Source organism: Agromyces ramosus (assembly GCF_004216665.1).
GTDB lineage: Bacteria > Actinomycetota > Actinomycetes > Actinomycetales > Microbacteriaceae > Agromyces > Agromyces ramosus.
The window spans coordinates 1037727-1063029 of the sequence record NZ_SGWY01000002.1 but is presented as its reverse complement, the minus strand read 5'-3'; the positions used below and the strand labels follow the sequence as shown (position 1 = coordinate 1063029).

Here is a 25303-nt window from a genome sequence, read left to right as displayed (position 1 = left end):
TCGCATGACCACCGGAACCGATCACACGCCCCGCCCCGCCGGCGCCGGCCCGGCCAGCCTGCCGTCGCGCGTCGCCGCGACCCGCGTCGCCTGGGCCTGGGTCGCCCTCTCGTCGCTCGCGATCGCGGTCTACGCGGTGGTGCCCTACCTCACGGCATCGCTCGCGGACCTCTCCGAGTCGGGCGTCGGCCTCGCCGGCAATTACGACGAGAGGCCGGCGGTCGTGCAGGCCGCCTTCTACGCGCACATCGTCGCGGGCGGGCTCGCGCTCATCGCCGGTCCGTTCCAGTTCTGGCGCGGACTGCGTGATCGCCACCGCTCGGTGCATCGCTGGATCGGCCGCACCTACCTCGCCGCGGTCGCGATCGCCGGCGTCGCGGGGCTCGTGATGGCGCCGTTCAGCGAGGCGGGATTCGCCGGCCTCTTCGGCTTCGGGGCGCTCGCCGTGCTCTGGCTGGCCACCGGCTGGCAGGCGTATCGCGCGATCAGGCGCGGGGACGTCCCGAGCCACCGCGCGTGGATGATGCGCAACTTCGCCTTGACCTACGCCGCGGTGACCCTGCGGATGTGGCTCGGCGTCCTCATCACCGTGCAGGCACTCCCGGGCGGCGAGTTCGAATTCGAGGCGGCGTTCGCGAACGCGTACGCGGTGGTGCCCTTCCTCGCATGGTTGCCGAACCTCGTCGTGGCGGAGTGGCTGATCCGGCGGCGCGGGCTCCCGTCATTCCGTCTCACGATGGGAACCGAGGCGATCTCGGGATCACGGGGTTAGGCTCGGAGCATGTGCAGGAACATCCACACCCTCCACAACTTCGAGCCCGAGGCCACGAACGACGAGGTCCACGCCGCGGCACTGCAGTACGTTCGCAAGGTCAGCGGATCGACGAAGCCGTCGAAGGCCAACGCGGAGGCCTTCGACCGTGCGGTCGCCGAGATCGCCCACATCACGCGCCACCTGCTCGACGACCTCGTCACGGCGGCTCCGCCGAAGAACCGAGAGGTCGAGGCGGCGAAGGCCAGGGAGCGCTCGGCGCGCCGATACGCGAGCACCGCCGCCTGAGGGCTCGCACGGAACCCACCGTTCCTCGCGTCGACGGCACGCCGCCTGCGGCATCCGCCCGCCGTGTCGCACGGAGGGAGTAGCGTCGCAGCATGGCCGGCGATGCTGTCACCCTGTCCGTTCCAGGTCCCCACGGCGACCGCGAGATGCGCATCTCGAGTCCGACGCGGGTGATCTGGCCCGAGCCGGGCATCACGAAGCTCGAGCTCGCCGAGTACCTCGTCGCCGTCGGCGGCGCCTTCATCGAGGCCAACGGCGATCGGCCGGTGTCGCTGCAGCGCTTCCCGGGCGGCATCGACGGCGAGCAGTTCTTCTCGAAGAACCCGCCGAAGGGCGCACCCGACTGGGTGCGCTCGGTCACCGTCACCTACCCGAGCGGGCGACGGCATCCGCAGCTCGTGCTCGACGAGCCGGCCGCCGCGGTATGGGCGGCCCAGATGAACACCATCGTCTTCCATCCGTGGGCCTCCAGTGCGGGCGACACCGACAACCCCGACCAGTTGCGGATCGACCTCGACCCGCAACCCGGCACCGGATTCGCCGAGGCGGTCCCGGCCGCCCTCGCGTTGCGCGAGCTGATGGGGGAGGTCGGGCTCACGGCGTTCGTGAAGACGTCCGGCAACCGCGGGATCCACGTGTTCGCGCCGATCGAGCCCGAGCACGAGTTCCTCGACGTACGGCATGCGGTGATCGCCCTCGCCCGTGAGCTGGAGCGGCGCATGCCCGACGAGCTCACCACCGCATGGTGGAAGGAGGAGCGCGGCGACCGCATCTTCATCGACTACAACCAGGCCAACCGCGACCGCACCATGGCAGGCGCGTACAGCCCGCGGCCGTTGCCGCATGCGCCCGTCTCCTGCCCGCTGGAGTGGGACGAGGTCGAGTCCGCCGACCCGAGGGCGTTCACGATCCGCACCGTGCCCGACCGGCTGCGCGAGTCGGGCGACCCGTGGGCGGGCATGCCGTCGAAGCCCGGGCGCATCGGCACGCTCCTCGAGTGGTGGCAGCGCGACCTCGACGACGGGCTGGGCGAGCTCCCGTTCCCGCCCGACTTCCCGAAGATGCCGGGGGAGCCGATGCGCGTGCAGCCGAGCCGCGCACGCAACCCCGAGTGAGCGGATGCCGCGACCGGGCGGCCGGGCGCACCCTCGCGGTCGGGCCCGCATCCGCCTCAGGCCGCGGCGGGCCAGGGCAGGGCGCCTCAGGGCACTGCGGGCTCAGGGGAGGCCGGCGACGGTCGCGTAGTCCGGCGTCCACGGGTCGGGCGCGAAGGCGCCGTCGCGGATCTCGTGCACGGCGGCATCGATCGCGCCGAGCGCGACCCGGAGCAGCAGCGAGCCGGTGCTGATGCGGGCGACTCCGGCGTCCGCGAGCTCCCGCAGCGTGACGCCCGGCTGCACGAGGACATTCACGGGAGCCGGGATGTCGGCGGTGAGCGCGGCGATCGCATCGAGTTCGATCGCGCCCGGCACGAAGATGCCGCTCGCGCCCGCATCGAGGTACCGTCGCGCGCGGGCCACCGACTCGGCGTGACGTTCGGTCGCGTCCGCGTCGCCGCCGATCCAGAAGGGATCCGTTCGCGCGTTGAGGTACAGCCCGGGCGCAGCGGCGGCGATCGCGGCGACCTTGGCCGCCGCGCGATCGGGATCGACGAGGCGACCCTCGAGGTCGGAATCCTCGATGTTCACGCCGACCACCCCGAGCCGGGCGAGGCGTGCGGCGAAGGCGCCGACCTCGTCCGGGTCGTCGGAGAATCCCGCTTCGAGGTCGACCGTCACGGGGATGGATGCGGCGGTGAGCCGTTCCGCCAGGCCGAGCGTCTCCGCCGCCGTGACCCCGGCGCCGTCGGGCAGCCCGGCGGCCACGGCGACGCCGAGGCTCGTCGTGCCGAGCACCGGATTCCCCGCCGCGTGGAGCCAGCGGGCTGAAGCCAGGTCCCAGGCGTTCGGGAGCACGAACGGCTCGCCGGGGCGATGCATGGCCGTGAACTCCGAAGGCGTCAGCATGCGCGGACCTCCTCGACGATCGCACCGGCGATGGCGACGGCGGTGGCGCGGGCCGGACAGGCGCGCGAACCCGCCCCGAACGCGAGCGTGCGCGGTGGACGGCCCCGTCCACTGTCCCGGTCGGCCCCGTCGAACCGGAGCACGACCACCGCACCGTCGGGATCGACGCGGCGGGTGAGGCGCACCGGCGGATCATCACGCAGGGTCGCCTCGAGCAGTTCGGCCGTCGTCGCGGTCGCGGCGCCCGTGGCGACACGGCGCATGGCGCCCTCCACGAGCGCGGCCGTGGCGGCGTAGGCCTGCACGAGGAGCTGGACGCGGAGCTCGGCGTCGTTGTCGTGGCCGACGCCGTCGGCATCGCCGCCGGCACGTCGTGGCGCCGTCGCGAGCAGGCGCAGGACGGCCTCGTCGGCGGCATCCGACTCGGTTCCGTTCGCGTACGCCTCCGCCGCCTCCGCCACGAGCCGCGGGGCCTCGTCGGGCTCCGCGAACCCGAGCTGCCCGGCGAGGCATGCCACGGGCACGGTGCGGGCGATGCCGGGCACGTCGAGGCGTGCGCGCGGCGTGCCGGCCACCAGGGCACGCGTGCGCGCGGCCGCGTCCGCCTCGAGCCGTCGGGCGTCGAGGAGGCCGAGCAGGTCGACGAGGTGCGCGCGTCGGCGCTCGTGCGTCGATCCGTTCGCGAACCGCGAGGCGCCCGAGCGGAGGCGACCCATCGGCCGCCGTGCCTCGGCCGAAGCCTCGGGCACGGTGAATCGAGGGTCGCGCAGCACGCGCTCGACGTCGGCACGATCGATGAGATCCGTCATGCCCCAACGCTACGCCGCACACGATTCGACGGCGGACGAACCATGCCCGCCGTATCGTGGAGCCATGCACGGCGACGCCGACCTCGCGACCCCCGCGCGCCTCATGGGAGAGCCGGCGCGCGCCGCCATGCTCGTGGCGCTGCTCGACGGCGCTCGCTGCCGGCGAGCGAGCTCGCCGGCATCGCCGGGGTGAGACCGCCGACGGCCAGCGCGCACCTCGCGCAGCTCGTCGAGGGCGGCCTCGTGGTCGACCGGCGCCTCGGGCGGCATCGCTACTTCGCGCTCGCGGGTCCCGAGGTCGCCGACGCGGTGGAGGCCCTCCAGCGCATCGCGCCCCGGCGGCCGGTCGGTTCCTACCGGCAGTCCGCGACGGCGGCGCGCCTCGCGGAGGCGCGCTCCTGCTACGACCACCTGGCCGGTCGGGTGGCCCTCCGCCTCGCCGACGCGCTCGTCGCCGAGGGCGCGATCGCACCGCTCGAGGCCGGAGCGGACGGGCGCATCCTGCCCGCGGCGGGGGACTCGGGCACGCTCGCCGCGCGACTGCGCATTCACGAGGTCGAACCCACCGGGCGGCGCCCGGCCGTGCGCGGCTGCCTCGACTGGACCGAGCGACGCCCGCACGTGGCGGGTCGCCTGGGCGCGCACCTGCTCGAGGCCGTGCTCGTCGAGGGCTGGATGTCGAGGGTCCCGGGCGATCGCTCGCTTCGCGTCACCGACGCCGGGCGTGCTGCGCTCTCGGCGCTCGGGTGACGCGGCCGGCCGGGCACGATCGCGCGCCTCGAGCCGGCGGATGCGGCATCCGGCTCAGATCGCGACGCGTCCGCGTTCGTGCGCCGGCGCGCCGTGCACCTCGCGGTGGAGTCGCTCCATGCGCGCGTCGAGCTCGGCGGCCGTGTGCGCGGCATCCGTGAGCCCGTCGAGCAGCTCCTGGGGCACCTGACGCTCGTACTTGTAATAGATCTTGTGCTCGAGGCTGGCCCAGAAGTCCATCGCGATGGTGCGGACCTGCACCTCGACGGCCACGGGGTGCGCGCCGGTCGAGAGGAACACCGGCACCTCCACGATGAGGTGCAGGCTCTGGTAGCCGTTCTCCTTGGGCTCGGCGATGTAGTCCTTGACCTTCAGCACCCGGATGTCGCGCTGGGCGGTGAGCAGCTCGGCGAGCCGGTAGGCGTCGCTCACGAACGAGCACGTCACGCGCACGCCCGCGATGTCGGTGACGGTCTCGCGGATGGTGTCGAACGTCGGCTCGATGCCCTTGCGCTGCATCTTCGCGATGACGCTGTCGAGGCTCTTCAACCGGCTGGAGATGTGCTCGATGGGGTTGTAGTCGTGCGTCTGGTTGAACTCCTCGCGCAGGATCGACAGCTTCGTGATCACCTCGTCCATGCCGAACTTGTAGCGCAGCATGAATCGCTCGGTCTCGTCGCGCAGCGCGCGCATCTCGTCGAGCGTGCGGCCGTCGATCGCGTCGAGGGTGCGCTGCGCGCGTGCCGTAAGTAGGTGGGCGGCGTCGTCGCGCCGCGTGGTCGGGATGCCGTCGAGCGGAGTCACGCAGGCCACGCTACGGCGGCAACCTCGGGATTCCCTATGACGTGCGGGGGTTCCGCTCACGGCGCATCGCTAGGCTCGGGAGATGGCCACCTGGACGACGGTCGCTCGCGGCATCCACCACCGGCGCGGGGGACCGTTCGACCTCTCCGTCGTCGTCATCGAGGGCGACGACGGCCTCCTGGTCGTCGACACGGGCGCCGAGCCCGGCGAGGGGGAGGAGATCCTCGCCGACGTGCGTTCGCGGTTCGACCGTCCGGTGCGCTGGGTCGTCGACACGCACGCCCACTTCGACCACACGTTCGGCAACCAGGCCTTCGGGCCGGGGTCGACGACGGATGCCGAGATCCACGGCCATGCCGCCATCGCCCGCCATTTCGAGCGGTACGAGGGTCCGCGGCTCGCCGCGTGGCGCGCCGATCGCACCCGGGAGCCCGAGCGGCGCTGGGACGACGTGCGGCTCGTCGCCCCGACGCATCCGGTCGAGCGGATGACCCGACTCGACCTCGGCGGCCGGGTCGTGGAGCTGCGACCGCAGCCGCCCGCGCACACCGACACCGACCTCGTGCTGCTCGCCCCGGCGGAGCGCGTGTGGATCCTCGGCGACCTCGTGGAGGAGTCGGGCCCGCCCATGTACGGATCGGGGAGCTTCCCGCTCGGCTGGCCGGCAGTGCTCGACCGGCTCGTCGACGAGATGCTGCCGGGCGACCTGGTCATCCCGGGCCATGGCGCCGTGGTCGACCGCGGCTTGGTGGCGCACCAGGCGCGGGAGCTCCGTTCCATCGCCGACCGGTTCGTCGCCGCGCACGACGCGGGACTCGGGGCGGCCGAGGCGCTGGCCGCGCACGACGACTGGCCGGTGCCCGTCGGCGGGCTCGTCGGCGCCGTCGAACGCGCGTATGCGGCCCTCGACGGCCTCCTGCTCGAGGAGGGCGGCACCGCCGGGGCCTGATCGGAGTGGGTTGTCAAGCCACTCCCGAGTCGACCGAACGAGCCGGTAGGACTGGGACGGGTGCGACCGTCGCGCCGGGAAGGCCGCAGATGCGCTCCGACGAACAGACCGTCCTGCTCCTCAACTGCACGCTGAAGCACGCCCCCGAGGCGTCCAGTTGCCAGCTCCTCGCCGAGCAGCTGCTCGACGGCTTCACCGGGCGTGGGGCGGAGGGCGGCATCGTGCGCGTCGTCGACCTCGACGTGGCCCCGGGCGTGGAGGCCGACATGGGCGACGGCGACGAGTGGCCGTCGCTGCGCGCGCGCATCCTCGAGGCGGATATCGTCGTCATCTGCACGCCGACGTGGCTCGGCCACATGTCCAGCGTGGCGCAGCGGGTGCTCGAGCGTCTCGATGCCGAGCTGTCGGAAACGGATGACGCGGGGAGGCCGGAGCTCTTCGGCAAGGTGGCAGCGACCGCCGTCCTCGGCAACGAGGACGGCGCGCACAAGATCACGGCAGACCTGCACCAGGCGCTCAACGACGTCGGGTTCACGGTGCCCGCGCAGGGCGGGACCTACTGGAACGGCGCCGCGATGGAGAAGACCGACTACAAGGACCTCCCCGAGACTCCCGAGCCGGTGCTGCAGGCGAATGCGACCCTCGTCGCGAACGCGCTGCACCTTGCACGGCTGCTCGCGCGCGATCCGTACCCGGTGCCGTCGAGCGGCGGCGCGGACGTCTGAGCGGTCGCCTCAGCCGACGGCGTCGTGGACCACGCGCGGGCGGTGCTCGGCGAGGAGCGGCTCGCCGCGGTCCTCTCGCTCGTCGTCGCGATCAACGTCTGGAACATGGTCGGCGTGACGACGCGCTGTTGGCCGGTGCATCGCGCCGCCGCGTGAGCCCGGCCGTCACGCACCCTGCACACCGGTCGGGTCGCGGATGTCGCCGGGCGCTGCGAGGATGCCGGCATGACGGATGCCGCAACGCCCTCGGTCCTGCAACTCCGCGTCGTCATCGAGGCCGCGGACTACGAGGCCGCGGTCGCGTTCTTCCGCGACACGCTCGGGCTGCCCGAATACCTCGCCTTCGCGGAGGGCGGTGAGGAGCGGGTCGTCATCCTCGATGCCGGCCGCGCGACGCTCGAGATCGGGAATCCCGCGCACAAGCGCGCGATCGACCGCGTCGAGGCCGGCGGCGCCGAGAGTCCCCGCATCCGCCTCGCCTTCGAGGTCACCGACACCGAGGGAGCGACCCGCCGCCTCGAGGCCGCCGGCGGCACGGTGGTCGCCGAGCCCGTCGTCACGCCATGGCAGTCACTCAACTCTCGGCTGGACGCGCCCGCCGGAGTGCAGGTCACGCTCTTCCAAGAGCTCCTCGAGTCGGGTGAGCGCGCCGTCCTCGACGGTTTCACGACCGACGCGGCGCGCGACGGCGACTGAGCGAGGCCCGGCGCGGGCCGCCGTCAGCCGGCCGCGTCGACGTACCACCAACGGCCGCCCTCGCGAAGGAAGCGGCTCGTCTCGTGCTGCTCGCCGCGGCCGCCGTCGTGCCGGGCGAAGGCGCGGAATTCGACCATCCCGTCACGGTCGAGCGGGCCGCCGCGCTCGCGACGCACGATGTCCAGGCGATACCACCGCATCGTCGGGTCGAGCTCGAGCCGGGCCGGCCGGGTCGACGGATGCCACGTGGCGAGCAGGTACGAACGGTCGCCCACGACGTACGCGGTGTACCGCGACCGCATGAGCTGCACGGCGGTCGGGGCATCGGCCGCACCGGCGAGGAACGGCCCGCAGCACTCGCCGAACGGCGACCCGCTGAGGCACGGGCACCGGTCGTCGGGCAGGGGATCGGGGAACCCGATGGGCGGCGTCGGCATCCTCCCAGTATTGCGATGCCGGAACATGCATGGACATGGATTGCACAGAAGAAACTGAGGAACCGTCCAGATTCACCGTGCAGAGTAGGGGACTTGTGCCCGCGCTCGGAGGCGCAGCCCCCGACGATCACCATCCGAGCGACACGAACCCATGCGAAACGAAACCTCCAACACGCACGCCCAGAACGCCTCCAACTCCGACGCCGAACTCACCCGTCGCGGCATCCGCCGTCGCCGCACCGGCCGCAAGCGGATCATCGCCGCCGGCGCGCTCGCCGCGGCCGGCCTCCTCGTCGGCACGGGATTCACCGTGCAGAGCGCGGTTGCGACCCAGGCCCGCATCGACGCCACCGCGGCGCTCAACGCGACGTCGGGCCTGCGCTCCGAGCAGCTCGGCGCGTACAGCGCCATCGCCGCCGCGAAGGCCATCGACACCGCCGAGGACACCATCACCGCCGCGAACGCCACCCTGGCCGCAGCCGACGGCAAGGCGGACACCTCCGGTCTCGCGGCATCCGTCGCATCATTGAGCGACTACCGCAGCATTCCCGTCGACGAGGTCCTCGACCTCACGAAGGTGACCCGCGCCGAGGCGGCGAAGACCGCCGCGGCCGCTGCAGCGTACGACCAGGCGCAGGCCGAAGCGGCGGCCGCCGCGGCGGCGGACCTCGCCTCGCGCAACACGCCCGACGGCGCCCGCGCCTTCGCGGCCGACCTCGCGGCCTCGCAGTACGGCTGGGGCTCCGACCAGTTCCAGTGCCTCGACAAGCTGTGGCAGAAGGAGTCGGGCTGGTCGTACACCGCCTACAACGCGTCGAGCGGCGCCACCGGCATCCCGCAGTCGCTGCCCGGCAGCAAGATGGCGACCGCAGGTGCGGACTGGGAGACCAACGCCGCGACCCAGGTCACGTGGGGCCTCGGCTACATCAAGAGCGCCTACGGAACGCCGTGCAGCGCGTGGTCGCACTCGCAGTCGGTCAACTGGTACTGATCGGTCGTTCCTCCGAAGCGGGCCCGCGTCGAACGACCGGGGCCCGCTTCGTCGTCCCGGGTTCAGGGCACGGCCGTCCCGGGCTCGACCGACCGCGCGTGGCGTCGCGCCGGTGCGAGCCTCAGGGGACGCTGACGAGCGGCGTCACGGACGCGAGGTCGGGCCCGAGCCCGAGGTCGACGAGTTCCACGCGGCCCGCGTAGCCCGCTGCGGGCTCGAGGAGGAGTCCTGCCTTCACGGCTCCGAAGGTCACCGTGAGGGTCGCGGGCAGCACCGTCGGGTCCGGCACGCTGCCGTCGTCGGGGTGGATGCCGCTCGGCAGGTCCACGGCGACCACCGGGACGCCCCGATCGCGCACGATCGGGATCGCGGCCGCCACGAGTTCGCGAGCCGGCCCTCGCAGCGCCGGAGCCGCGCTCGTCCCCGTGCCGAGGATCCCATCGACGACCACCGCGGCCGACCGCAGCGCGTGGTCGACCTCTGCCCCCTCACCGGCGCCGCCCAGGATGCGCACCCCTGCGGCGCGCGCTGCCGCCGCGCCGTCGGCGTGCATCCGATCGGATGCGGCGACGGCCGACACGTCGACGCCGTCGCCGGCGAGCTCCGCTCCGGCGAACAGCGCGTCGCCGCCGTTGTCGCCCGACCCGACGAGGAGGACGACGGGGCCATCGGCGGCACCTGCCTCGCTGAGCACGCGTCGGAGCTCGGCCGCCAGGGCCGCCGCGGCCCGTCGCATGAGCGGCTCGCCGGCGGCGAGGTGCGGCGCCTCCGCAGCCCGCACCTGCTCGGCGGAGTAGCCGTGGATCATCTCAGGCCGTTCGCGGGTCGACCATGCGCGCGCGGTCGGGATGCCGGTCGAACCATTCGCCGACGTACCAGCAGCTCGGCACGATCCGGCGATCCGAGGTGGCCTCGACGTCGTCCACCGCGAAGGCGACGAGCTCGCCGGCGAGGCCGTTGCCGCGGTAGGGCGGATTCGTGAAGGTCCGCGTGAACGCGACGGAGTCGCCGAGCTCACGGTAGTCGAGCACGCTCGCGATGTCGCCGTCGAGGCGCAGCACGTAGCGTCGGGCATCCGGTTCATGGCTCAGTTCCTTCTGCACCGCTTCAGGCTACGCCCGGCCGCACCGGCTCGGGCCGGTCCGACGCCGTGGCGCGTCGTTCACCGGCCGCGCAGTCGCTCGAGGTCGCGCCGCTCCCGCTTCGTCGGACGGCCGGTTCCGCGATCGCGCACGGGGACGACGGGCACGGCCTCGCGTGGCGGCGGTGGAGGCGTGCGATCCTCGACCGCCGCGGCCGCGACCGTCGCCGACACGCGCTTCACGAGGGTCTGGCGCACGACCAGCAGCCGATCGAAGCCCTCGATGCGCACCCGCACCTCGTCGCCGGGCCGCACCGATTGCGCGGCCTTCGCCCGCTCGCCGTTCACGCGCACGTGGCCGGCACGGCAGGCCGCGGTCGCCGCGGAGCGTGTCTTGAACTGCCGCACCGCCCACAGCCACGCGTCGATGCGAACCGGGGAGTCGGACATGCTGCCAGCCTACGACCGGACGAGCGCCCACCAGATGAGGAGCATCGTCACCAGGAATCCGACCGCGTAGTTCAGGGCGATGAACCGTCGCCAGCCGCGGTTGGCCGTGCCGGAGTCGGCGTCGGTCACCGAACGGTACGGCCACGCGGTGACGAGGTACGGCACGACGAGCAGCGCGGCGAGCGGGCCGGGCCACTCGGTCACGAGCATGAGCGCTCCGGCGACGAGCCAGAGCCCGAGTGCGATCCGCACGGTCGCGCGTGCGCCGAAGGCCGTGGCGATCGACGCGATGCCGCCCTCCCGGTCGGGGAGGACGTCCTGCACGGCGCCGAACGCGTGGCTGGCCATGCCCCAGCAGAAGAACGCCGCGAGCACGGCGAGCAGTTGCGGGGTGGGCTCGGCGCCGCCCACGGCGAGCCCGTACACCGCCGGGCTCACGAAATGCGTGCTCGAGGTGATGGAGTCGAGGACGGGCCGCTCCTTGAACCGCAGCCCCGGCACCGAGTAGGCGAACACCGCGAACAGGCTCACGGCGAGCATGGCCCACGACCACGGATGCCCCGTGCCGCCGAGCCAGAGCATCGCCGCCAGCAGCGGGGCCGCCGTGACGACCCCGGCCCACACCACCACCCGATGGAGCCCCGGTTCGAGCAGCGCGCCCTCGGTGCCGCCCTTCCGCGGGTTCCGCAGGTCGGACTCGTAGTCGAACACGTCGTTCACGCCGTACATGAGGAGGTTGTACGGGATCAGGAAGAACAGGGTGCCGACCACGAAGAGCGCGTCGACCGAGCCGTTCGTGAGCAGGTAGGCGGCGGCGAACGGGAATGCGGTGTTGATCCAGCTGATCGGACGCGACGACAGGAGCACCTGCGAGATCGCGTGGAGGGCTCCCGTGCGCACCGCCTCAGTCTGCTCCATTCGCCCGCCTCCCGCCGCGCCCGCGCGCGAGCGTCCACACCGCCGGCACGAGCAGCACCGCCGCGATGGGATACGCGAAGTCCTCGATGGGTGCGAGCCCGACCGTCGGCCCGAGCCTGGTGCCCTCGGCGTAGTCGAACAGGCCGGCGGCGATCATGACCGAATCGAACACGCCGGTGAGCACGAGCAGCAGCGCAGCGGCGAGGCCGGTCGCGATCCAGCGCCGGCGCCGCTGCCGGGGTGGCAGTGTCCGTGCCGCCAGCACGGCCAGCACGGCCGCGACCGCGAGGAAGGGCAGGCAGATGAGGGCGTACGTCACGGATGCCCCCCGCCGGGCTTCGACGCCGCATCCGTCGATGACGCGGTGCCCGGCTCGCCGTCCGGCCCGGCATCGCGCCGCAGCATCCGCTCGATGCCGAGCACCGCGACGAGCGACAGGTAGCAGAGGAACACGAGGAAGACCGGCTCCTCCACGGGAAGCTCGGGTGCCAGCACGAGGCCGGTCGCCCAGGGGGAGTCACCGCGGAAGAACACGCCGAACCCGATCCCCGCGAGGTCCCACAGCAGCAGGAGCACCGTGCCCGCCCCCACGGCCGCGGCCGACGCGCCGGGCGACCTCCAGAATGCGAGCCGCCATCGTGCGTCGATGAGCGCCATCGCGCCGATGGAGAGGAGCAGGCCGCCGAGGTAGGCGAGTCCCGTCATCCCGGGTTCCGGTCGAACTCGGCCGAGCGCTCGGCGACGGCGGGCTCGGGCAGTGGACCGCTCGAGCGGTCGCCGCGCACGCGCTTCAGCACGTTCTCGGCGCTGATCAGGCACATCGGCAGGCCGACACCGGGCACGGTCGTCCCGCCCGCGTAGAGCAGCCCGCGCACGCGTCGCGAACGGTTCGTGCCGCGCAGGAACGCGCTCTGCCGGAGGGTGTGCGCCGGCCCGAGCGCGCCGCCGCTCCAGGAGTGCAGGTCCTCGGCGAAGTCGGCCGGCCCGACGGTGCGGCGCACGACGATCCGTCGCTCGAGGTCGGGGGAGCCGGTCGCCGCGGCGATGCGGGCGACGGCGCGATCGACGGCCTGCTCCACGAGGCGATCGCCCGCGCCGTCCTCGCCGCCCCGCCCGATCGAGACGTCGGCCGGCACCGGCACCAGCACGAAGAGGTTCGTGTCGCCCGGCGGCGCGACGGTCGGGTCGGTCGCGCTCGGCGCGCACACGTAGAATGAGGCCGGGTCCGGGATCCTGGGATCGTCGCCGAAGATCCGCTCGAAGTTGGCGTGCCAGTCCTCGGTGAAGAACAGCGTGTGGTGGAGCAGGCCCGGCATCCGCCCGCGCACCCCGAGCATCGCCAGCACCGCTCCGGGGCCCGACGTCCTGCGGTCCCACCATCGCTCGGGATACGTCTGCGCGTGGGGCGGGAGCAGCTCGGTCTCGGTGTGGTGCAGGTCCGCCGCCGAGACGACGCGATCCGCCGCCGCTCGATGCGGTGCGCCGTTCGGACCCTTGTAGCGCACGCCGGTCACCGACGGCACGGCGTCCTCGGTCAGCTCGATCGCCTCCACCGTCGCGTTCGTGATGACCTCGACGCCCGCCGCCTCCGCGAGCGCCGCGATGCGCCCGATGAGCGCACCGAACCCGCCCTGCGGGTAGAGCACGCCCTGCTCGAGGTCCATGTGGCTCATGAGGTGGTACATGGCCGGCGCCGTGGAGGGCGAGGATCCGAGGAACACCGCGGGATACCCGAGCACCTGCCGCAGCCGTCGATCGCGCACGGAGCGCGCGGCGAATCGGTCGAGCGGCGTCGCGAGCAGGCGGGCCAGGCGCACGGCTCCACCGAGGACCTCGGGCGCGACGAAGGCACGGGGGTCGTCGAAGTTCGTGTACAGGAAGCGACGTCGAGCGATGTCGTACGTCGACGACGCGGAGTCGAGGTACCGGTCGAGCGCCGCGCCGGCGCCGGGTTCGACCGACTCGAAGAGGGCCACGTTCTCGGCTCGCGACGCGCGCACGTCGAGCGGGGCGTCGTAGCCGTCGGCGTACACGCGGTACCCGGGGTCGAGCGGCGTGAGCTCCAACTCCTCGGCCGCGCTCGTGCCGAACATGCGGAAGAAGTGGTCGAACACCTCCGGCATGAGGTACCACGAGGGCCCGGTGTCGAATCGGAACCCGCTCCGCTCCCAGGTGCCGGCCCGGCCGCCGAGCTCCTCGCGCGCCTCGAGGAGGGTGACGCGGTGCCCGTCGCGCGCGAGCAGCGCAGCCGACGCCAGGCCGGCGATGCCGCCGCCGATGACGACGATCCGCTCGGATGCCGCGGTCATCGCCCGAGCCCCCCGGCCGCGATCGCCGAGCGGACGGCGATCGCGAGCTTCTCGCCGTCGGGCACCCGGATGCGCGTGGCGATGAGCCGATCGGCCGGCGTCTCCCGACACCGCGCGGCGAGCTTCGAGAAGAGCCCGTGCGCCGCGGAGACGGCGGCGCGCGCCCGACGCGGGAGCTCGCGGATCGAGCGCCCGGCGATCTCGAGGTCGTGGTCGATGTCGTCGAGGATGCTCGCCTTGTCCGCCTCGGTGAACGCTCCGGGATCCAGCCACGGGAAGTAGTTTCGGCCGAGCACGTGCCAATCCACGCCGAGGTCGCGGAGGAAGTTGATCTTCTGGAACGCGGCGCCGAGGTGCTCGGCGCCGTCCTCGAGGCGCGCGCGGCGCGCGGCATCCGCCGGCTCGTCCATGAGGAACACGGCGAGGCACATGAGCCCGACCACCTCGGCCGACCCGTGGATGTAGGCGGCGACCTCGTCGGCGGCGATGGGCGACGGATCGAGGTCGCGCCGCATCGAGGCGAAGAACGGCCGCGTGAGTCGTTCGTCGATGCCCGCATCGCGCGCGGTCTTCGCGAACGCGTGCACCACGAGGTTGGCCGAGTAGCCGCGCCGAAGTGCCGACTCCGTCTCGGCCTCGAGGTCGTCGAGCACCCGGCGCAGCTCGGCGTCGTCGAGCCCGGCCTCGCGCGCGGTGCCGTCGACGATCTCGTCGGCGACCCGCACGAGGGCGTAGATCGAGCGGATGCGGCGGCGCGAGGTCGCGTCGAGGAGGCGCGCGGCTGCCCCGAACGATGTCGAGTACCGGCCGATCACGACCGCGGCACTGGCCTCGGCCGCGTCGTCGTACCGGCCGAGCAGGGACGGCTCCTCGCTCATCGGATCCGCTCCGTGGCGCGCTGCGCGAGGTCGCCGAGCTCGGTCCGCAGGGCGCCGGGAAGGTCGGCGGTGTCGAGCTCGAACCGCGCGAGGGTGACGTGCTCGTCGGCGAGACGCCGGGCGGCATCGAGCGCTCCGCAGCCGAGCAGCGCATCGCGCAGGGCGTCGGCGGCGGCATCGTCGAGATCGGGGTCGCCGAGGCGGGTGGAGATGGCCGGCCAGGCGTCCGTGGTCGCGGCATGCGCGGTGAGCGCCGTCTGCTTGCCCTCGCGCAGGTCGGAGGCCGTGGACTTGCCCGTCACCTCCGGGTCGCCGAAGACGCCCAGGATGTCGTCGGTGATCTGGAAGGCGACGCCCACGAGTCGACCGTATCGTGCCAGCGCCCCGATCGCGTCCTCGCTCGCTCCGGCGAGCACGGCGCCGGCGGTCAGCGGGCACTCGAAGGAGTACACGGCGGTCTTGTGCTCGAGCGTCGCGAGCACCCGGCCGACCTCGGGCGGCTCGGGGGAGGCGGCGTGCACGACGTCGGCGAGTTCGCCCGCCGCGGACACGAAGACGGCGCGGTCGAGGATGTCGAGCAGGGCGGCCCGGCACTCGGCGGGAACGGGCAGCGTCGCGATCTCGCGATGGGCCCGGCTCAGGGCGAGGTCCCCGGCCAGCACTGCGGCGGTCTCGCCCCAGATCTCGCTCGCCCGGTCGTCGGCGCCGTGCGCGCGCGCACGATCCGCGAACCGCGCCGCGATGTTCGGCGCCCCGCGCCGGACGGTGTCGCGGTCGATCACGTCGTCGTGGATGAGGAACGCCGTGTGCAGCAGCTCGAAGGCCAGCGCGACGCGCGTGGCAAGCGCCGGGTCCGCGCCGCCGAGCCCGGCGTAGGCCGCGTTCACGAGGCGGGGTCGGATCCGCTTGCCGCCCGAGCTCTGCTGCTCGAGCGACTCCCAGAGGGCGGCGTAGTGCACGCCGAACGCGGCGGCACGGTCGCGGGCATCGGCGAAGAACGTCCGGAGCCCGTCGTCGATCGCGGAGTCGACGAGGTCAGGCACGGAAGAGCTCCAACTCCCTCGCCTGGAGCACCAGCCACGGGCTGAACGCCCAGGGCGCCGCAGCCACCGCTCGCCCGACCTCGTGCGGCGCGACCCAGGCGTACTCGGCGATCTCGCGGGGATTCGGGTCGGGTTCGTCCGCCGTGGCGGCGATGTAGACGGGGCACACCTCGTTCTCGACCGTGCCGTTCGCATCGGTCGCCCGGTAGCGGAACAACGGCAGCGCGAGCTCGACCTCGGTGAGCTCGATGCCGAGCTCGAACTCGGCTCGTCGCCGTACGGCGGCCGTCAGCGATTCGGCGGGCCTCGGATGTCCGCAGAACGAGTTCGACCAGACCCCGGGCCAGGCCTGCTTCGACAGGGCCCGCCGTGTCACGAGCAGCTCGCCGCGCGTGTTCACGACGTGGCACGAGAAGGCGAGGTGCAGAGCCGTGTCGGGGCCGTGCGCCGCGCTCTTGGGCGCTCGCCCGACCGGCGACCCCGACTCGTCGAGGAGGACGACCTCGTCTTCGATCGCCTCGATGGTGTGCGACATGGTGGCCTCCCAGCAATAATCGCTAACTAAGTTAGTGATGTGACGATAGCATCGTCCCATGCCGAGGGGAACAATCGAAAGTTCGAATGGCGATCGCTACTGGTACGACGAAGCCGATCCCTCCGCCATCGCGGTACTCGAGGCGGTGCGCCGGCACCGCGCCGCCGAGGCCGCGATGCGTCGGCGCACCCGCGACGACATGGACATGGGCGACACCGACCTGGCCGCGCTGCGCTGGATCATCCGCATGGAGCGGGGCGGGCGTCCCGCCACGAGCGCGGGGCTCGCGCGCGCCCTCGGCATCACCACCGCGGCGACGGTGAAGGTCGTGGCCCGGCTCGTGAAGGGCGCGTACATCGAGCGGTCCCGGCATCCGTCGGACCGCCGCGTGCTGCTGCTCGGCACGCGGCCAGGGGCCCACGAGCGCCTGCGGCGGGCGCTCGGCCCCATGCACGAGGCCATGCTCAGGCTGGCGTCCTCCCTTGACCCGGCGGAACGCGCGGTGGTGATCGGATTCCTCGACGGGCTCGCCGCGATCGTCGACCGTGCACCCGCCGCCGAGGCGCCGGTCGGGACGGCCGCGCCCGACGGGCCACCGTCCCCGGCCTGATCCGGCGTGCGCCATGCTGGACTCATGAGCGGTGCGAGCGGGGATGCGTGGGTCGAGGGTCCCGACGGATCGCGGTACTGGGGGCGATTCGGCGCCGCTGGGCTGCTCGTCGTCAGCCCGCGATTCGAGGTGCTGCTCCAGCACCGCGCGCAGTGGAGCCACTTCGGCGGCACCTGGGGCATGCCCGGCGGAGCGCGGCACGAGGGCGAGAGCGCGGTCGACGCGGCCGTGCGCGAGGCCGGCGAGGAGGCCGGCGTCCCGGCCGAGGCGTTGAGCGTCCGGTTCAGCTCCGTGTTCGACCTGGGCTACTGGTCGTACACGACCGTGGTCGCCGATGCGGCCGAACGATTCGCGCCGGTGGTCAGCGACCCCGAGAGCATCGAGCTCCGCTGGGTCGCGGTCGACCAGGTCGACGCCCTGCCGCTGCACCCGCGCTTCGCCGAGTCGTGGCCGGGCCTGCGCTCGCGACTCTGACGCCGGGCGCCATCCGACTCCGGCCCGGCGGGACGCCCTCGCCCCTCAGGCGGTGCGCTCGCCCGCCGTCGCGTGCGATCGCGGGAACCACGGCACGATCGCCGAGGTGCGAGCGCGGTAGGCGTCGTAGTCGGGGTACCTCGAGCGCGAGATCGACTCGGTGAACGCCGTCGACCCGATGAACAGCAGCGTGAGCAGCAGCGCACCCGCGATCGTCCAGTGCAGCCACACGCCCGTCGCGGCCACGGCGAAGCCGTAGAACACCCACCACTGCGCCTGCTCGAAGAAGAAGTTCGGATGCCGGGACACCCGAAAGAGCCCGGTCTGCAGGAAGCCCGGTCGCGGCACCCGGCCCGCCGCGCGCTCCGCCGCCTTCCACCGGTGGAACACCCACTGCTGATGGTCGGCGACCGTCTCCCCGGCGAGGAACGCGAGGAACACGATCGCGAGCACGACATCCCACGCGCCGAGCGGCGTCGGCCCCGCCGCGTACACCGTGAGGGCCGGGAGGCAGAACAGGAGGATGAGGGCGTTCTGGTAGATCGAGATGAAGAGCAGGTTGAAGAGCTGGAACTGCCACGGGGCCATCCGACCGCGCAGCACGGCCCAGCGGTAGTCCTCTCCGCCCGGACGGTAGCCGCCCTTGCGTGCGAAGTTGACGGTGAGCCGGATGCCCCAGAGGGTCACGAGCACGGCCATCAGCACGAGGCGCGCGTCGAATCCGCCCGACACGGCGAACACCCACACGTAGGCGACCGGCACGACCGACCAGATCCGGTCGACCCACGAGTACTCGCGGGTCACGAGCGAGGCGATCCAGGTCGCGGCGGTGACGGCCGCGCAGATGACGAGACACACGACGAGGGGACCCATGGCGGCATTCTAGGGGTCGATAGGATCGCAGCGTGGGCGGGGACGGCGCGGGGGCGGTGGGCACGAGGATCTGGACGATCCCGAACGTGCTCAGCATGCTGCGCCTGGCGCTGGTGCCGCCGTTCCTCGTGTTCATCGTGCTCGGCGACTACGTCGCGGCGCTCGTGATCCTCATCGTGGCCAGCTTCACCGACCTGCTCGACGGCTACCTCGCGCGGCGGCTCGGCCAGGTGACCCGGCTCGGTCAGCTCCTCGATCCCGCCGCCGATCGCCTGTACATCTTCGCGGCCCTCGTCGGACTCGCCGCGAACCAGCTCGTGCCGTGGTGGATCGTCGTGGTGATCGTCGCCCGCGACGTCTTCCTCCTCATCCTCGGCGTCGTGCTCGCGAACCACGGCTATGGACCGCTGCCCGTGCACCAGCTCGGCAAGGTGGCCACCTTCGCGCTCTTCTTCGGCCTCCCTGTCATCATGCTCGGCCTCGCGTTCCCCGTGGTCGAGCCCGTGAGCGAACCGATCGGGTGGGCGATCACCCTCTGGGGGGCGTTCCTGTACTGGTGGGCGGGCATCATCTACGCGATCGAGACGGCCCGCGTCATCCGCATTCCGCGTGTGGCGGACGAGCCTCGATCCGATACGCTGGAACAAGGAGGTTAGCCGTGGCGGATACCGACATTTCTCAGGCTGGCGGGGCGGACGAGGCCGACGGCAAGTCTCCGGCGACGAGCTCGAACGGCGTCGTCGGCGACGGAACCGCCGACACGACGATCGGGTTCAGCCGCGACGCGGCTGCGCAGTTGACCGCGGTCGACGCCGACATCACCGCAGAGGAGCAGGAGGCGATCGCCGCCCTGCCCTCCGGTTCGGCGTTGCTCATCGTCCGTCGCGGTCCGAACAGCGGAGCCCGGTTCCTCCTCGACACGGACGTCACGACGGTCGGCCGTCATCCCGACGCCGACATCTTCCTCGACGATGTCACGGTGTCCCGCCGCCACGCGGAGTTCCTCCGGCACCGCACCGCCTTCGAGGTGAAGGACCTCTCCTCGCTGAACGGCACGTACTTCGACGGGGTGCGCATCGAGACCGCGCTCCTCAGCGACGGCGCGGAGGTGCAGATCGGCAAGTACCGACTCACCTTCTACGCCTCCCGACGCGACCTGGCGCCGCTGGCGAGCGGCTAGTGCCGGGCACCGCCGCCTCCGCCCACGCGAGCGGCCAGGGCCAACTCCTCGGCATCGGCCAGGTCCTCGCGCGACTCCAGCCCGAGTTCCCCGAGCTGACGCCGTCGAAGCTGCGCTTCCTCGAGGAGCAGCGCCTCGTGTCGCCGGCGCGCACGGCGGCGGGCTACCGCAAGTTCTCCGAGGCCGACGTCGAGCGCATCACCGTCGTGCTGTCGATGCAGCGAGACCAGTACCTGCCGCTGAAGGTCATTCGCGCCCACCTCGAGTCGATCGACGCGGGCGCGACCCCTGCGCTCCCGGGAGCCGCCAGTGCGGCATCCTTCCTGGCCGGCGCGCGACGCTACCGCCGCGACGAGCTCGTGGAGGCGGCCGGCGCCTCTCGCGCGCTCCTCGACGAGGCGATCTCGGCGTCGCTGCTGCCCGCGGCCGAGGTGTACGGCGACGATGCGCTGGGCGTGCTGGCGGCCCTCGTGTCGCTCCGCGAGGTCGGCATCGAGGCGCGACACCTGCGCGGGCTCCGCGCTGCCGCCGAACGTGAGGCCGCGCTCGTCGAGCGTGCGATCGCGCCGTCGAGGCGGTCGGATGCCGCGGACAAGGCGCGTGCCGCGGAGCGCGCGCTCGAGCTCGCCGACCAGCTCGAGACGGTTCGCACGGCCGTCGTCAGGAGCGCACTCGCACGCCTCACCCGCTGATCCGCGACACGCCGTGACGTTCGGCCCGATGTGTTTGGCGGAGGCACCCCGCGTGGGTAGCGTGGGACTCGCGCCAACGGGGTGCGGGCGTGAGAGTGAGGGGCGATCGGATGAGTGAGCTCGACCGGAGTGAGCGCGATCGCTACGACCTCGGCCTGCTCTTCACCGACGGCATGCCGGAGCACGACGACGCCGCGGGATATCGCGGCGCGGTCGCGGCGCGTGCGGCCGGCATCTCCTACCGCCAGCTCGACTACTGGGCACGCACGCAGCTCGTCGAGCCCACCGTCCGCGGGGCCGCCGGCTCCGGATCCCAGCGCTTGTACGGCTTCCGCGACATCCTCGTGCTCAAGCTCGTGAAGCGCCTGCTCGACACGGGCATCTCGCTCCAGCAGATCCGCACCGCCGTCACCCAGCTCCGCGAGGCGGGCATCGAGGACCTCGCGCAGACGACCCTGATGAGCGATGGCGCGAGCGTGTACCTCTGCACCTCCGACGACGAGGTCATCGACCTCGTCAATCGCGGCCAGGGCGTGTTCGGCATCGCCGTCGGCAAGGTGCTGCGCGAGGTGGAGTCGACGCTCGTGGAGCTCGACACCCACCCCGCCGATCCGATGGACGAGCTCGCCGCGCGTCGCGGCACCCGGTCACGTCGCATCTCCTGACGGTCGCGGTGCCGACGCCGCCGGAGCGGCATCATGACGTCAGATGACGGGCGACTCGAGCTCGAGCGGCGTGCCCGCGTAGTCGGCGATGCGTGCCGTGCGGAGCACTCGCTCGAGGAGCTGGTCGAAATGACGCGACATCTCCTCGGCGCTCTCGCCCGGCCACATGTGCAGGGGCTTCGCCGCGCCCTGCGCCTGCTGCAGCGAGGTGCGCTCAGGCAGCTGGGGCGAGAGCACGAGCGGTCCGAACATGTCGCGCAGCTCCTTGATGCGGAACTGGTGCTCGAGTGACTGCACGCGCGCGCGGTTCACGATGATGCCGAGCGGCTGGAGCCTGGGGGAGAGGCCGCGGCGGATCTCCTCGATGGCACGCAGCGCGCGGTCGGCGGCGGCGACCGAGAACAGCCCGGGCTCGGTGACGACGGCCACGCGGTCGCTGGCCGCCCAGGCCGTGCGGGTGAGCGCGTTGAGCGAGGGCGCGCAGTCGATCAGCACGAGCTCGTAGTCGGCCTCGACGTTCGCGAGCGCCTCCTCGAGCTTCCAGATGTCGCGGATCGACGGGTGCGGGCCGTCGAAGTTGATGGCCGAGGGGCTCCCGATCATGACGTCGATCGTCGAGCTGGGGTTCGACCTGGCCCAACCGCTCGGGGCGATCGCCGAACGGACGATCTTCTCCTTCGGGGAGGCGAGCACGTCGGCCACGTTGAGGTGGCCGGCCATCTGGATGTCCATGCCCGTGGACACATCGGATTGCGGGTCGAGGTCGACGACCAGCGTGCGGACGCCGCGGGCGAAGGCCGCCGACGCCAATCCGAGGGTCACGGTGGTCTTGCCGACGCCGCCCTTCAGGGAGCTGACGGAGAGAACGTGCACGAACAGATACGTTACCTTTAGTGCTCGGGCGATACCTAAATGTTCGCTGTGCGGAAACCCGTCGGAAAGGCCTGCATGTTCACGAAGATCCTGGTAGCCAACCGCGGTGAGATCGCGATCCGGGCGTTCCGAGCGGCAGTCGAGCTCGGTGCGAAGACCGTTGCGGTGTATCCGTTCGAGGACCGCAACTCCCTGCATCGCCTCAAGGCTGACGAGGCCTACCAGATCGGCGTGCCGGGGCATCCGGTTCGCGCCTACCTCGACGTCTCGGAGATCATCCGCGTCGCCAGGGAATCGGGGGCGGACGCGATCTACCCGGGCTACGGGTTCCTCTCCGAGAACCCCGAGCTCGCGCAGGCGGCCGTCGAGGCGGGCATCACCTTCATCGGGCCGCCCAAGCAGGTGCTCGAGATGGCGGGCAACAAGGTCACGGCGAAGGAGCACGCGATCGTCGCCGGCGTGCCCGTGCTCAAGTCGACTCCGCCCTCGCGCGACATCGAGGAGCTCGTCGCCCAGGCCGACGAGGTCGGCTTCCCCATCTTCGCGAAGGCCGTGGCGGGCGGCGGCGGCCGCGGAATGCGGCGCGTCGCCTCGAAGGACGACCTCCGGGGCGCCCTCGAGGAGGCGATGCGCGAGGCCGACAGCGCCTTCGGCGACCCGACCATGTTCCTCGAGCAGGCGGTGCTGCGCCCCCGCCACATCGAGGTGCAGGTGCTGGCGGATGCCACGGGCGAGACGGTGCACCTCTTCGAACGCGACTGCTCGGTGCAGCGTCGCCACCAGAAGGTCATCGAGATCGCGCCGGCGCCGAACCTCTCCGACGACGTGCGCCGGTCGCTGTACCGCGACGCCATCGCGTTCGCGAAGTCGATCGGCTACGTCAACGCCGGCACCGTCGAGTTCCTGCTCGACACGGCCGGCGAGCGCGCCGGCCAGCACGTGTTTATCGAGATGAACCCGCGCATCCAGGTCGAGCACACCGTCACGGAGGAGGTCACGGACGTCGACCTCGTGGTCTCGCAGATCCGCATCGCGGCGGGGGAGACCCTCGCGCAGCTCGGCCTCGAGCAGGACGCCATCCGGCTGCGCGGCGCCGCACTCCAGTGCCGCATCACCACCGAGGACCCCACCGCCGGGTTCCGTCCCGACACCGGCAAGATCACGACGTACCGCTCGCCCGGCGGCGCGGGCATCCGCCTCGACGGCGGCACCGTCAACCCGGGCGCGCAGATCAGCCCTCACTTCGACTCGATGCTCGCGAAGCTCACCTGCCGAGGGCGCGACTACCCCGCTGCGGTCGCCCGCGCGAAGCGCGCCCTCGCCGAGTTCCGCATCCGCGGGGTCTCCACGAACATCTCGTTCCTGCAGGCGGTGCTGGAGGACCCGGCGTTCGTCGCCGGAGACCTCAGCACCTCGTTCATCGACGAGCGTCCGCAGCTGGTGCGCGGACGCGTCTCGAAGGACCGCGGAACCAAGATCCTCAACTGGCTCGCGGATGTCACGGTCAACCAGCCGAACGGACCGGCGCCCACGTCCGTGAGCCCGGCGGACAAGCTGCCCCCCATCGACCTGTCGGCGCCTGCGCCTGCCGGATCGCGACAGCGCCTGCTCGAGCTCGGACCGGTCGGATTCGCCGCCGCCCTCCGCGAGCAGACCCCCCTCGCCGTCACCGAGACCACCTTCCGCGACGCCCACCAGTCGCTGCTCGCGACCCGCGTGCGCACCAAGGACCTCGTCGCGGTGGCGCCGTACGTCGCCCGGATGACGCCTGAGTTGCTCTCCGTCGAGGCCTGGGGCGGCGCGACCTACGATGTCGCGCTCCGGTTCCTGGGCGAGGATCCGTGGGAGCGGCTCGCCGCGCTCCGCGAGGTCCTGCCCAACGTGAACATCCAGATGCTCCTGCGCGGCCGCAACACGGTCGGCTACACGCCGTACCCGACCGAGGTCACCGACGCCTTCATCCGCGAGGCGGCGGCCACCGGCGTCGACATCTTCCGCATCTTCGACGCGCTCAACGACGTCGACCAGATGCGCCCCGCGATCGACGCCGTGCTCGCCACCGGGCACGCCGTGGCCGAGGTGGCCCTCTGCTACACGGGCGACCTGCTCGACCCCGCCGAGGACCTCTACACGCTCGACTACTACCTCGGCCTCGCCGACGAGATCGTCGCGGCCGGCGCCCACATCATCGCGATCAAGGACATGGCCGGACTGCTGCGGCCGGCGGCAGCCGAGCGGCTCGTGTCCGCGCTCCGCGAGCGCTTCGACCTGCCCGTGCACCTGCACACCCACGACACGGCGGGCGGACAGCTCGCGACGCTGCTCGCCGCGAGCCGCGCCGGCGTCGACGCGGTCGACGTGGCCAGCGCACCGATGGCCGGAACCACGAGCCAGCCGTCGGCGTCGTCGCTCGTCGCGGCACTCGCGCACACGGATCGCGACACCGGGATCTCGCTGCAGGCCGTGGCCGACCTCGAGCCGTACTGGGAGGCCGTGCGCCGCATCTACAAGCCGTTCGAGTCGGGACTGCCCGGTCCCACCGGCCGCGTGTACCACCACGAGATCCCCGGCGGTCAGCTCTCGAACCTGCGCCAGCAGGCGATCGCGCTGGGCCTGGCCGACGATTTCGAGCTCATCGAGGACATGTACGCGGCCGCGAACCAGATCCTCGGCCGAGTGCCGAAGGTGACGCCGTCGTCGAAGGTGGTCGGCGACCTCGCGCTGCACCTCGCCGCGGTCAAGGCGGATCCGGCCGACTTCGCGGCCAATCCCGAGAAGTACGACGTGCCCGACTCGGTGATCGGATTCATGGCGGGCGAGCTCGGCGACCTGCCGGGCGGCTGGCCCGAGCCGTTCCGCACAAAGGTGCTCGCCGGCAAGGACGTGCGGATCGGCGTCACCGAGCTGACCGACGAGCAGCGCGCCGCCCTCGAGGCCGACGCGACCACCCGTCGCGCGATGCTGAACGCGCTGCTGTTCCCCGCGCCGACCCGCCAGTTCGAGCAGATCCGCGAGCTCTTCGGCGACCTGTCGGTGGTGGACACGACGGACTACCTCTACGGCCTGCGCCAGGGCTCCGAGCACGTCGTCGAGATCGCCAAGGGCGTCCGGCTGTACGCGGGGCTCGAGGCGATCGGCGAGGCCGATGACAAGGGCATGCGCACCGTCATGACGATCCTCAACGGCCAGCTGCGACCCGTGTTCGTGCGCGATCGCAGCATCGTCGTCGAGTCGCGTGCTGCCGAGAAGGCGGATGCCTCGCAGCCCGGGCACATCGCCGCGCCGTTCTCCGGCGTGGTCACCCTCCAGGTCGAGGCGGGGGCCGAGATCGCGGCCGGCCAGAGCGTCGCCTCGATCGAGGCGATGAAGATGGAGGCCGCCATCACGTCGCCCATCGCGGGGGTGGTGGAGCGGGTGGCGATCCCGAAGACCCAGCAGGTGGAAGCCGGCGATCTGCTCGTCGTCGTGCGCCCGCGCTAGGCTGTCCATGTGTTC

At 72.3% G+C, this 25303-nt stretch carries 33 protein-coding genes; 17 read left to right on the top strand and 16 right to left on the bottom strand.

Going from position 1 to position 25303, the window contains the following annotated elements; translation table 11 throughout:
* The first annotated feature begins 4 nt into the window (after positions 1 to 4).
* From EV187_RS11600 to ligD, 3 genes are all read left to right on the top strand, one after another.
* Complete coding sequence (locus tag EV187_RS11600; RefSeq protein ID WP_130353163.1) at positions 5 to 772, top strand: DUF2306 domain-containing protein; 768 nt, start codon at positions 5 to 7, stop codon at positions 770 to 772.
* A 9-nt stretch (positions 773 to 781) separates the two neighbouring features.
* Complete coding sequence (locus tag EV187_RS11595; RefSeq protein WP_130353162.1) at positions 782 to 1060, top strand: DUF2277 domain-containing protein; 279 nt, start codon at positions 782 to 784, stop codon at positions 1058 to 1060.
* Positions 1061 to 1152: 92 nt separating this feature from the next.
* Entirely contained in the window at positions 1153 to 2175 is a 1023-nt protein-coding gene (gene ligD, locus EV187_RS11590; protein WP_130353161.1) for a non-homologous end-joining DNA ligase, read from the top strand.
* Positions 2176 to 2277: 102 nt separating this feature from the next.
* On the opposite strand, the gene EV187_RS11585 is transcribed toward ligD, so the two are convergent.
* On the bottom strand, positions 2278 to 3066 hold the full coding sequence (locus tag EV187_RS11585; protein ID WP_130353160.1) for an isocitrate lyase/PEP mutase family protein: 789 nt from the start codon (positions 3064 to 3066) through the stop codon (positions 2278 to 2280).
* A complete protein-coding gene (locus EV187_RS11580; RefSeq protein ID WP_130353159.1) occupies positions 3060 to 3875 on the bottom strand; it encodes a cytochrome P450 family protein in 816 nt (271 codons plus the stop codon). Before EV187_RS11580 ends, EV187_RS11585 begins: the two co-directional genes overlap by 7 nt.
* 64 nt (positions 3876 to 3939) lie before the next feature.
* Between EV187_RS11580 and EV187_RS18885 the strand changes: the two genes are divergently transcribed.
* Complete coding sequence (locus EV187_RS18885; RefSeq protein WP_278039406.1) at positions 3940 to 4068, top strand: hypothetical protein; 129 nt, start codon at positions 3940 to 3942, stop codon at positions 4066 to 4068.
* Positions 4065 to 4625: a helix-turn-helix domain-containing protein gene (locus tag EV187_RS11575; protein ID WP_207221808.1), complete on the top strand. Its 561-nt coding sequence runs from the start codon at positions 4065 to 4067 to the stop codon at positions 4623 to 4625. Before EV187_RS18885 ends, EV187_RS11575 begins: the two co-directional genes overlap by 4 nt.
* Positions 4626 to 4679: 54 nt before the next feature.
* Here the strand turns inward: EV187_RS11575 and EV187_RS11570 are convergent, their stop codons facing one another.
* On the bottom strand, positions 4680 to 5318 hold the full coding sequence (locus EV187_RS11570) for a GTP pyrophosphokinase (RefSeq protein WP_130353309.1): 639 nt from the start codon (positions 5316 to 5318) through the stop codon (positions 4680 to 4682).
* A 193-nt stretch (positions 5319 to 5511) separates the two neighbouring features.
* Between EV187_RS11570 and EV187_RS11565 the strand changes: the two genes are divergently transcribed.
* The 4 genes from EV187_RS11565 (at position 5512) to EV187_RS11555 (ending at position 7799) form a co-directional block, all read left to right on the top strand.
* Positions 5512 to 6378, top strand: coding sequence for an MBL fold metallo-hydrolase (locus tag EV187_RS11565; RefSeq protein ID WP_130353158.1), 867 nt, complete (start codon positions 5512 to 5514; stop codon positions 6376 to 6378).
* 89 nt (positions 6379 to 6467) lie between these two features.
* Positions 6468 to 7103, top strand: a complete 636-nt coding sequence (locus EV187_RS11560; protein ID WP_130353157.1) for a flavodoxin family protein — start codon at positions 6468 to 6470, stop codon at positions 7101 to 7103.
* Positions 7104 to 7127: 24 nt separating this feature from the next.
* Positions 7128 to 7259, top strand: coding sequence for a hypothetical protein (locus tag EV187_RS18880; protein WP_278039403.1), 132 nt, complete (start codon positions 7128 to 7130; stop codon positions 7257 to 7259).
* Between the two features lie 69 nt (positions 7260 to 7328).
* Positions 7329 to 7799 (top strand): VOC family protein, encoded by a 471-nt coding sequence (locus EV187_RS11555; protein ID WP_130353156.1) that lies wholly within the window; start codon positions 7329 to 7331, stop codon positions 7797 to 7799.
* A 23-nt stretch (positions 7800 to 7822) separates the two neighbouring features.
* Here the strand turns inward: EV187_RS11555 and EV187_RS11550 are convergent, their stop codons facing one another.
* Positions 7823 to 8236 (bottom strand): YchJ family protein, encoded by a 414-nt coding sequence (locus EV187_RS11550; RefSeq protein WP_130353155.1) that lies wholly within the window; start codon positions 8234 to 8236, stop codon positions 7823 to 7825.
* A 151-nt stretch (positions 8237 to 8387) separates the two neighbouring features.
* On the opposite strand from EV187_RS11550, the gene EV187_RS11545 reads away from it, so the two are divergent.
* Positions 8388 to 9227 (top strand): aggregation-promoting factor C-terminal-like domain-containing protein, encoded by an 840-nt coding sequence (locus EV187_RS11545; RefSeq protein ID WP_242609552.1) that lies wholly within the window; start codon positions 8388 to 8390, stop codon positions 9225 to 9227.
* A gap of 121 nt (positions 9228 to 9348) precedes the next feature.
* Here the strand turns inward: EV187_RS11545 and EV187_RS11540 are convergent, their stop codons facing one another.
* From EV187_RS11540 to idi, 10 genes are read right to left on the bottom strand one after another with little or no spacing between them, the layout of a single operon-like run.
* On the bottom strand, positions 9349 to 10035 hold the full coding sequence (locus EV187_RS11540) for an NAD(P)H-hydrate epimerase (protein WP_130353154.1): 687 nt from the start codon (positions 10033 to 10035) through the stop codon (positions 9349 to 9351).
* A 1-nt stretch (position 10036) separates the two neighbouring features.
* Complete coding sequence (locus EV187_RS11535) at positions 10037 to 10330, bottom strand: GNAT family N-acetyltransferase (RefSeq protein ID WP_130353153.1); 294 nt, start codon at positions 10328 to 10330, stop codon at positions 10037 to 10039.
* A 59-nt stretch (positions 10331 to 10389) separates the two neighbouring features.
* A complete protein-coding gene (locus EV187_RS11530; protein ID WP_130353152.1) occupies positions 10390 to 10758 on the bottom strand; it encodes an RNA-binding S4 domain-containing protein in 369 nt (122 codons plus the stop codon).
* Between the two features lie 9 nt (positions 10759 to 10767).
* The gene (locus tag EV187_RS11525; RefSeq protein WP_130353151.1) at positions 10768 to 11676 is read right to left on the bottom strand and encodes a prenyltransferase; all 909 of its coding nucleotides are present in this window, start codon (positions 11674 to 11676) and stop codon (positions 10768 to 10770) included.
* Positions 11663 to 11995, bottom strand: coding sequence for a lycopene cyclase domain-containing protein (locus EV187_RS11520; RefSeq protein ID WP_130353150.1), 333 nt, complete (start codon positions 11993 to 11995; stop codon positions 11663 to 11665). The genes EV187_RS11525 and EV187_RS11520 overlap by 14 nt, the downstream gene beginning before the upstream one ends.
* Entirely contained in the window at positions 11992 to 12381 is a 390-nt protein-coding gene (locus tag EV187_RS11515; protein ID WP_130353149.1) for a lycopene cyclase domain-containing protein, read from the bottom strand. Before EV187_RS11515 ends, EV187_RS11520 begins: the two co-directional genes overlap by 4 nt.
* Positions 12378 to 13985 (bottom strand): phytoene desaturase family protein, encoded by a 1608-nt coding sequence (crtI, locus tag EV187_RS18360; protein ID WP_165391167.1) that lies wholly within the window; start codon positions 13983 to 13985, stop codon positions 12378 to 12380. The genes EV187_RS11515 and crtI overlap by 4 nt, the downstream gene beginning before the upstream one ends.
* The gene (locus EV187_RS18355; protein WP_165391166.1) at positions 13982 to 14863 is read right to left on the bottom strand and encodes a phytoene/squalene synthase family protein; all 882 of its coding nucleotides are present in this window, start codon (positions 14861 to 14863) and stop codon (positions 13982 to 13984) included. The genes crtI and EV187_RS18355 overlap by 4 nt, the downstream gene beginning before the upstream one ends.
* Positions 14860 to 15906, bottom strand: coding sequence for a polyprenyl synthetase family protein (locus EV187_RS11505; RefSeq protein ID WP_242609551.1), 1047 nt, complete (start codon positions 15904 to 15906; stop codon positions 14860 to 14862). The genes EV187_RS18355 and EV187_RS11505 overlap by 4 nt, the downstream gene beginning before the upstream one ends.
* Entirely contained in the window at positions 15899 to 16441 is a 543-nt protein-coding gene (gene idi, locus EV187_RS11500; RefSeq protein WP_207221807.1) for an isopentenyl-diphosphate Delta-isomerase, read from the bottom strand. Before idi ends, EV187_RS11505 begins: the two co-directional genes overlap by 8 nt.
* A 58-nt stretch (positions 16442 to 16499) precedes the next feature.
* On the opposite strand from idi, the gene EV187_RS11495 reads away from it, so the two are divergent.
* Together EV187_RS11495 and EV187_RS11490 are read left to right on the top strand one after the other, a co-directional pair.
* Positions 16500 to 17051 (top strand): MarR family winged helix-turn-helix transcriptional regulator, encoded by a 552-nt coding sequence (locus EV187_RS11495; protein WP_130353148.1) that lies wholly within the window; start codon positions 16500 to 16502, stop codon positions 17049 to 17051.
* Between the two features lie 24 nt (positions 17052 to 17075).
* Positions 17076 to 17525: an NUDIX hydrolase gene (locus tag EV187_RS11490; protein WP_130353147.1), complete on the top strand. Its 450-nt coding sequence runs from the start codon at positions 17076 to 17078 to the stop codon at positions 17523 to 17525.
* A 45-nt stretch (positions 17526 to 17570) separates the two neighbouring features.
* Here the strand turns inward: EV187_RS11490 and EV187_RS11485 are convergent, their stop codons facing one another.
* Positions 17571 to 18398 (bottom strand): DUF1295 domain-containing protein, encoded by an 828-nt coding sequence (locus EV187_RS11485; protein ID WP_130353146.1) that lies wholly within the window; start codon positions 18396 to 18398, stop codon positions 17571 to 17573.
* 32 nt (positions 18399 to 18430) lie between these two features.
* On the opposite strand from EV187_RS11485, the gene EV187_RS11480 reads away from it, so the two are divergent.
* The 4 genes from EV187_RS11480 to EV187_RS11465 all read left to right on the top strand — a co-directional run bounded on the left by EV187_RS11480 (position 18431) and on the right by EV187_RS11465 (position 20935).
* Positions 18431 to 19054, top strand: coding sequence for a CDP-alcohol phosphatidyltransferase family protein (locus tag EV187_RS11480; protein ID WP_130353145.1), 624 nt, complete (start codon positions 18431 to 18433; stop codon positions 19052 to 19054).
* A gap of 110 nt (positions 19055 to 19164) precedes the next feature.
* Positions 19165 to 19578: an FHA domain-containing protein gene (locus EV187_RS11475; protein ID WP_242609584.1), complete on the top strand. Its 414-nt coding sequence runs from the start codon at positions 19165 to 19167 to the stop codon at positions 19576 to 19578.
* Positions 19578 to 20270, top strand: a complete 693-nt coding sequence (gene ftsR, locus EV187_RS11470; protein ID WP_130353144.1) for a transcriptional regulator FtsR — start codon at positions 19578 to 19580, stop codon at positions 20268 to 20270. Before EV187_RS11475 ends, ftsR begins: the two co-directional genes overlap by 1 nt.
* A 110-nt stretch (positions 20271 to 20380) precedes the next feature.
* Complete coding sequence (locus EV187_RS11465; protein ID WP_130353143.1) at positions 20381 to 20935, top strand: MerR family transcriptional regulator; 555 nt, start codon at positions 20381 to 20383, stop codon at positions 20933 to 20935.
* Positions 20936 to 20974: 39 nt separating this feature from the next.
* Here EV187_RS11465 and EV187_RS11460 read toward each other — a convergent pair whose 3' ends face one another.
* Positions 20975 to 21808 carry a ParA family protein gene (locus EV187_RS11460; protein ID WP_130353142.1) on the bottom strand — a complete coding sequence of 278 codons (834 nt, stop codon included), beginning with the start codon at positions 21806 to 21808 and terminating at the stop codon, positions 20975 to 20977.
* Positions 21809 to 21883: 75 nt separating this feature from the next.
* Here EV187_RS11460 and EV187_RS11455 point away from each other — a divergent pair, with 75 nt between their 5' ends.
* The gene (locus EV187_RS11455) at positions 21884 to 25288 is read left to right on the top strand and encodes a pyruvate carboxylase (protein ID WP_130353141.1); all 3405 of its coding nucleotides are present in this window, start codon (positions 21884 to 21886) and stop codon (positions 25286 to 25288) included.
* The last annotated feature ends 15 nt before the right edge of the window (positions 25289 to 25303 follow it).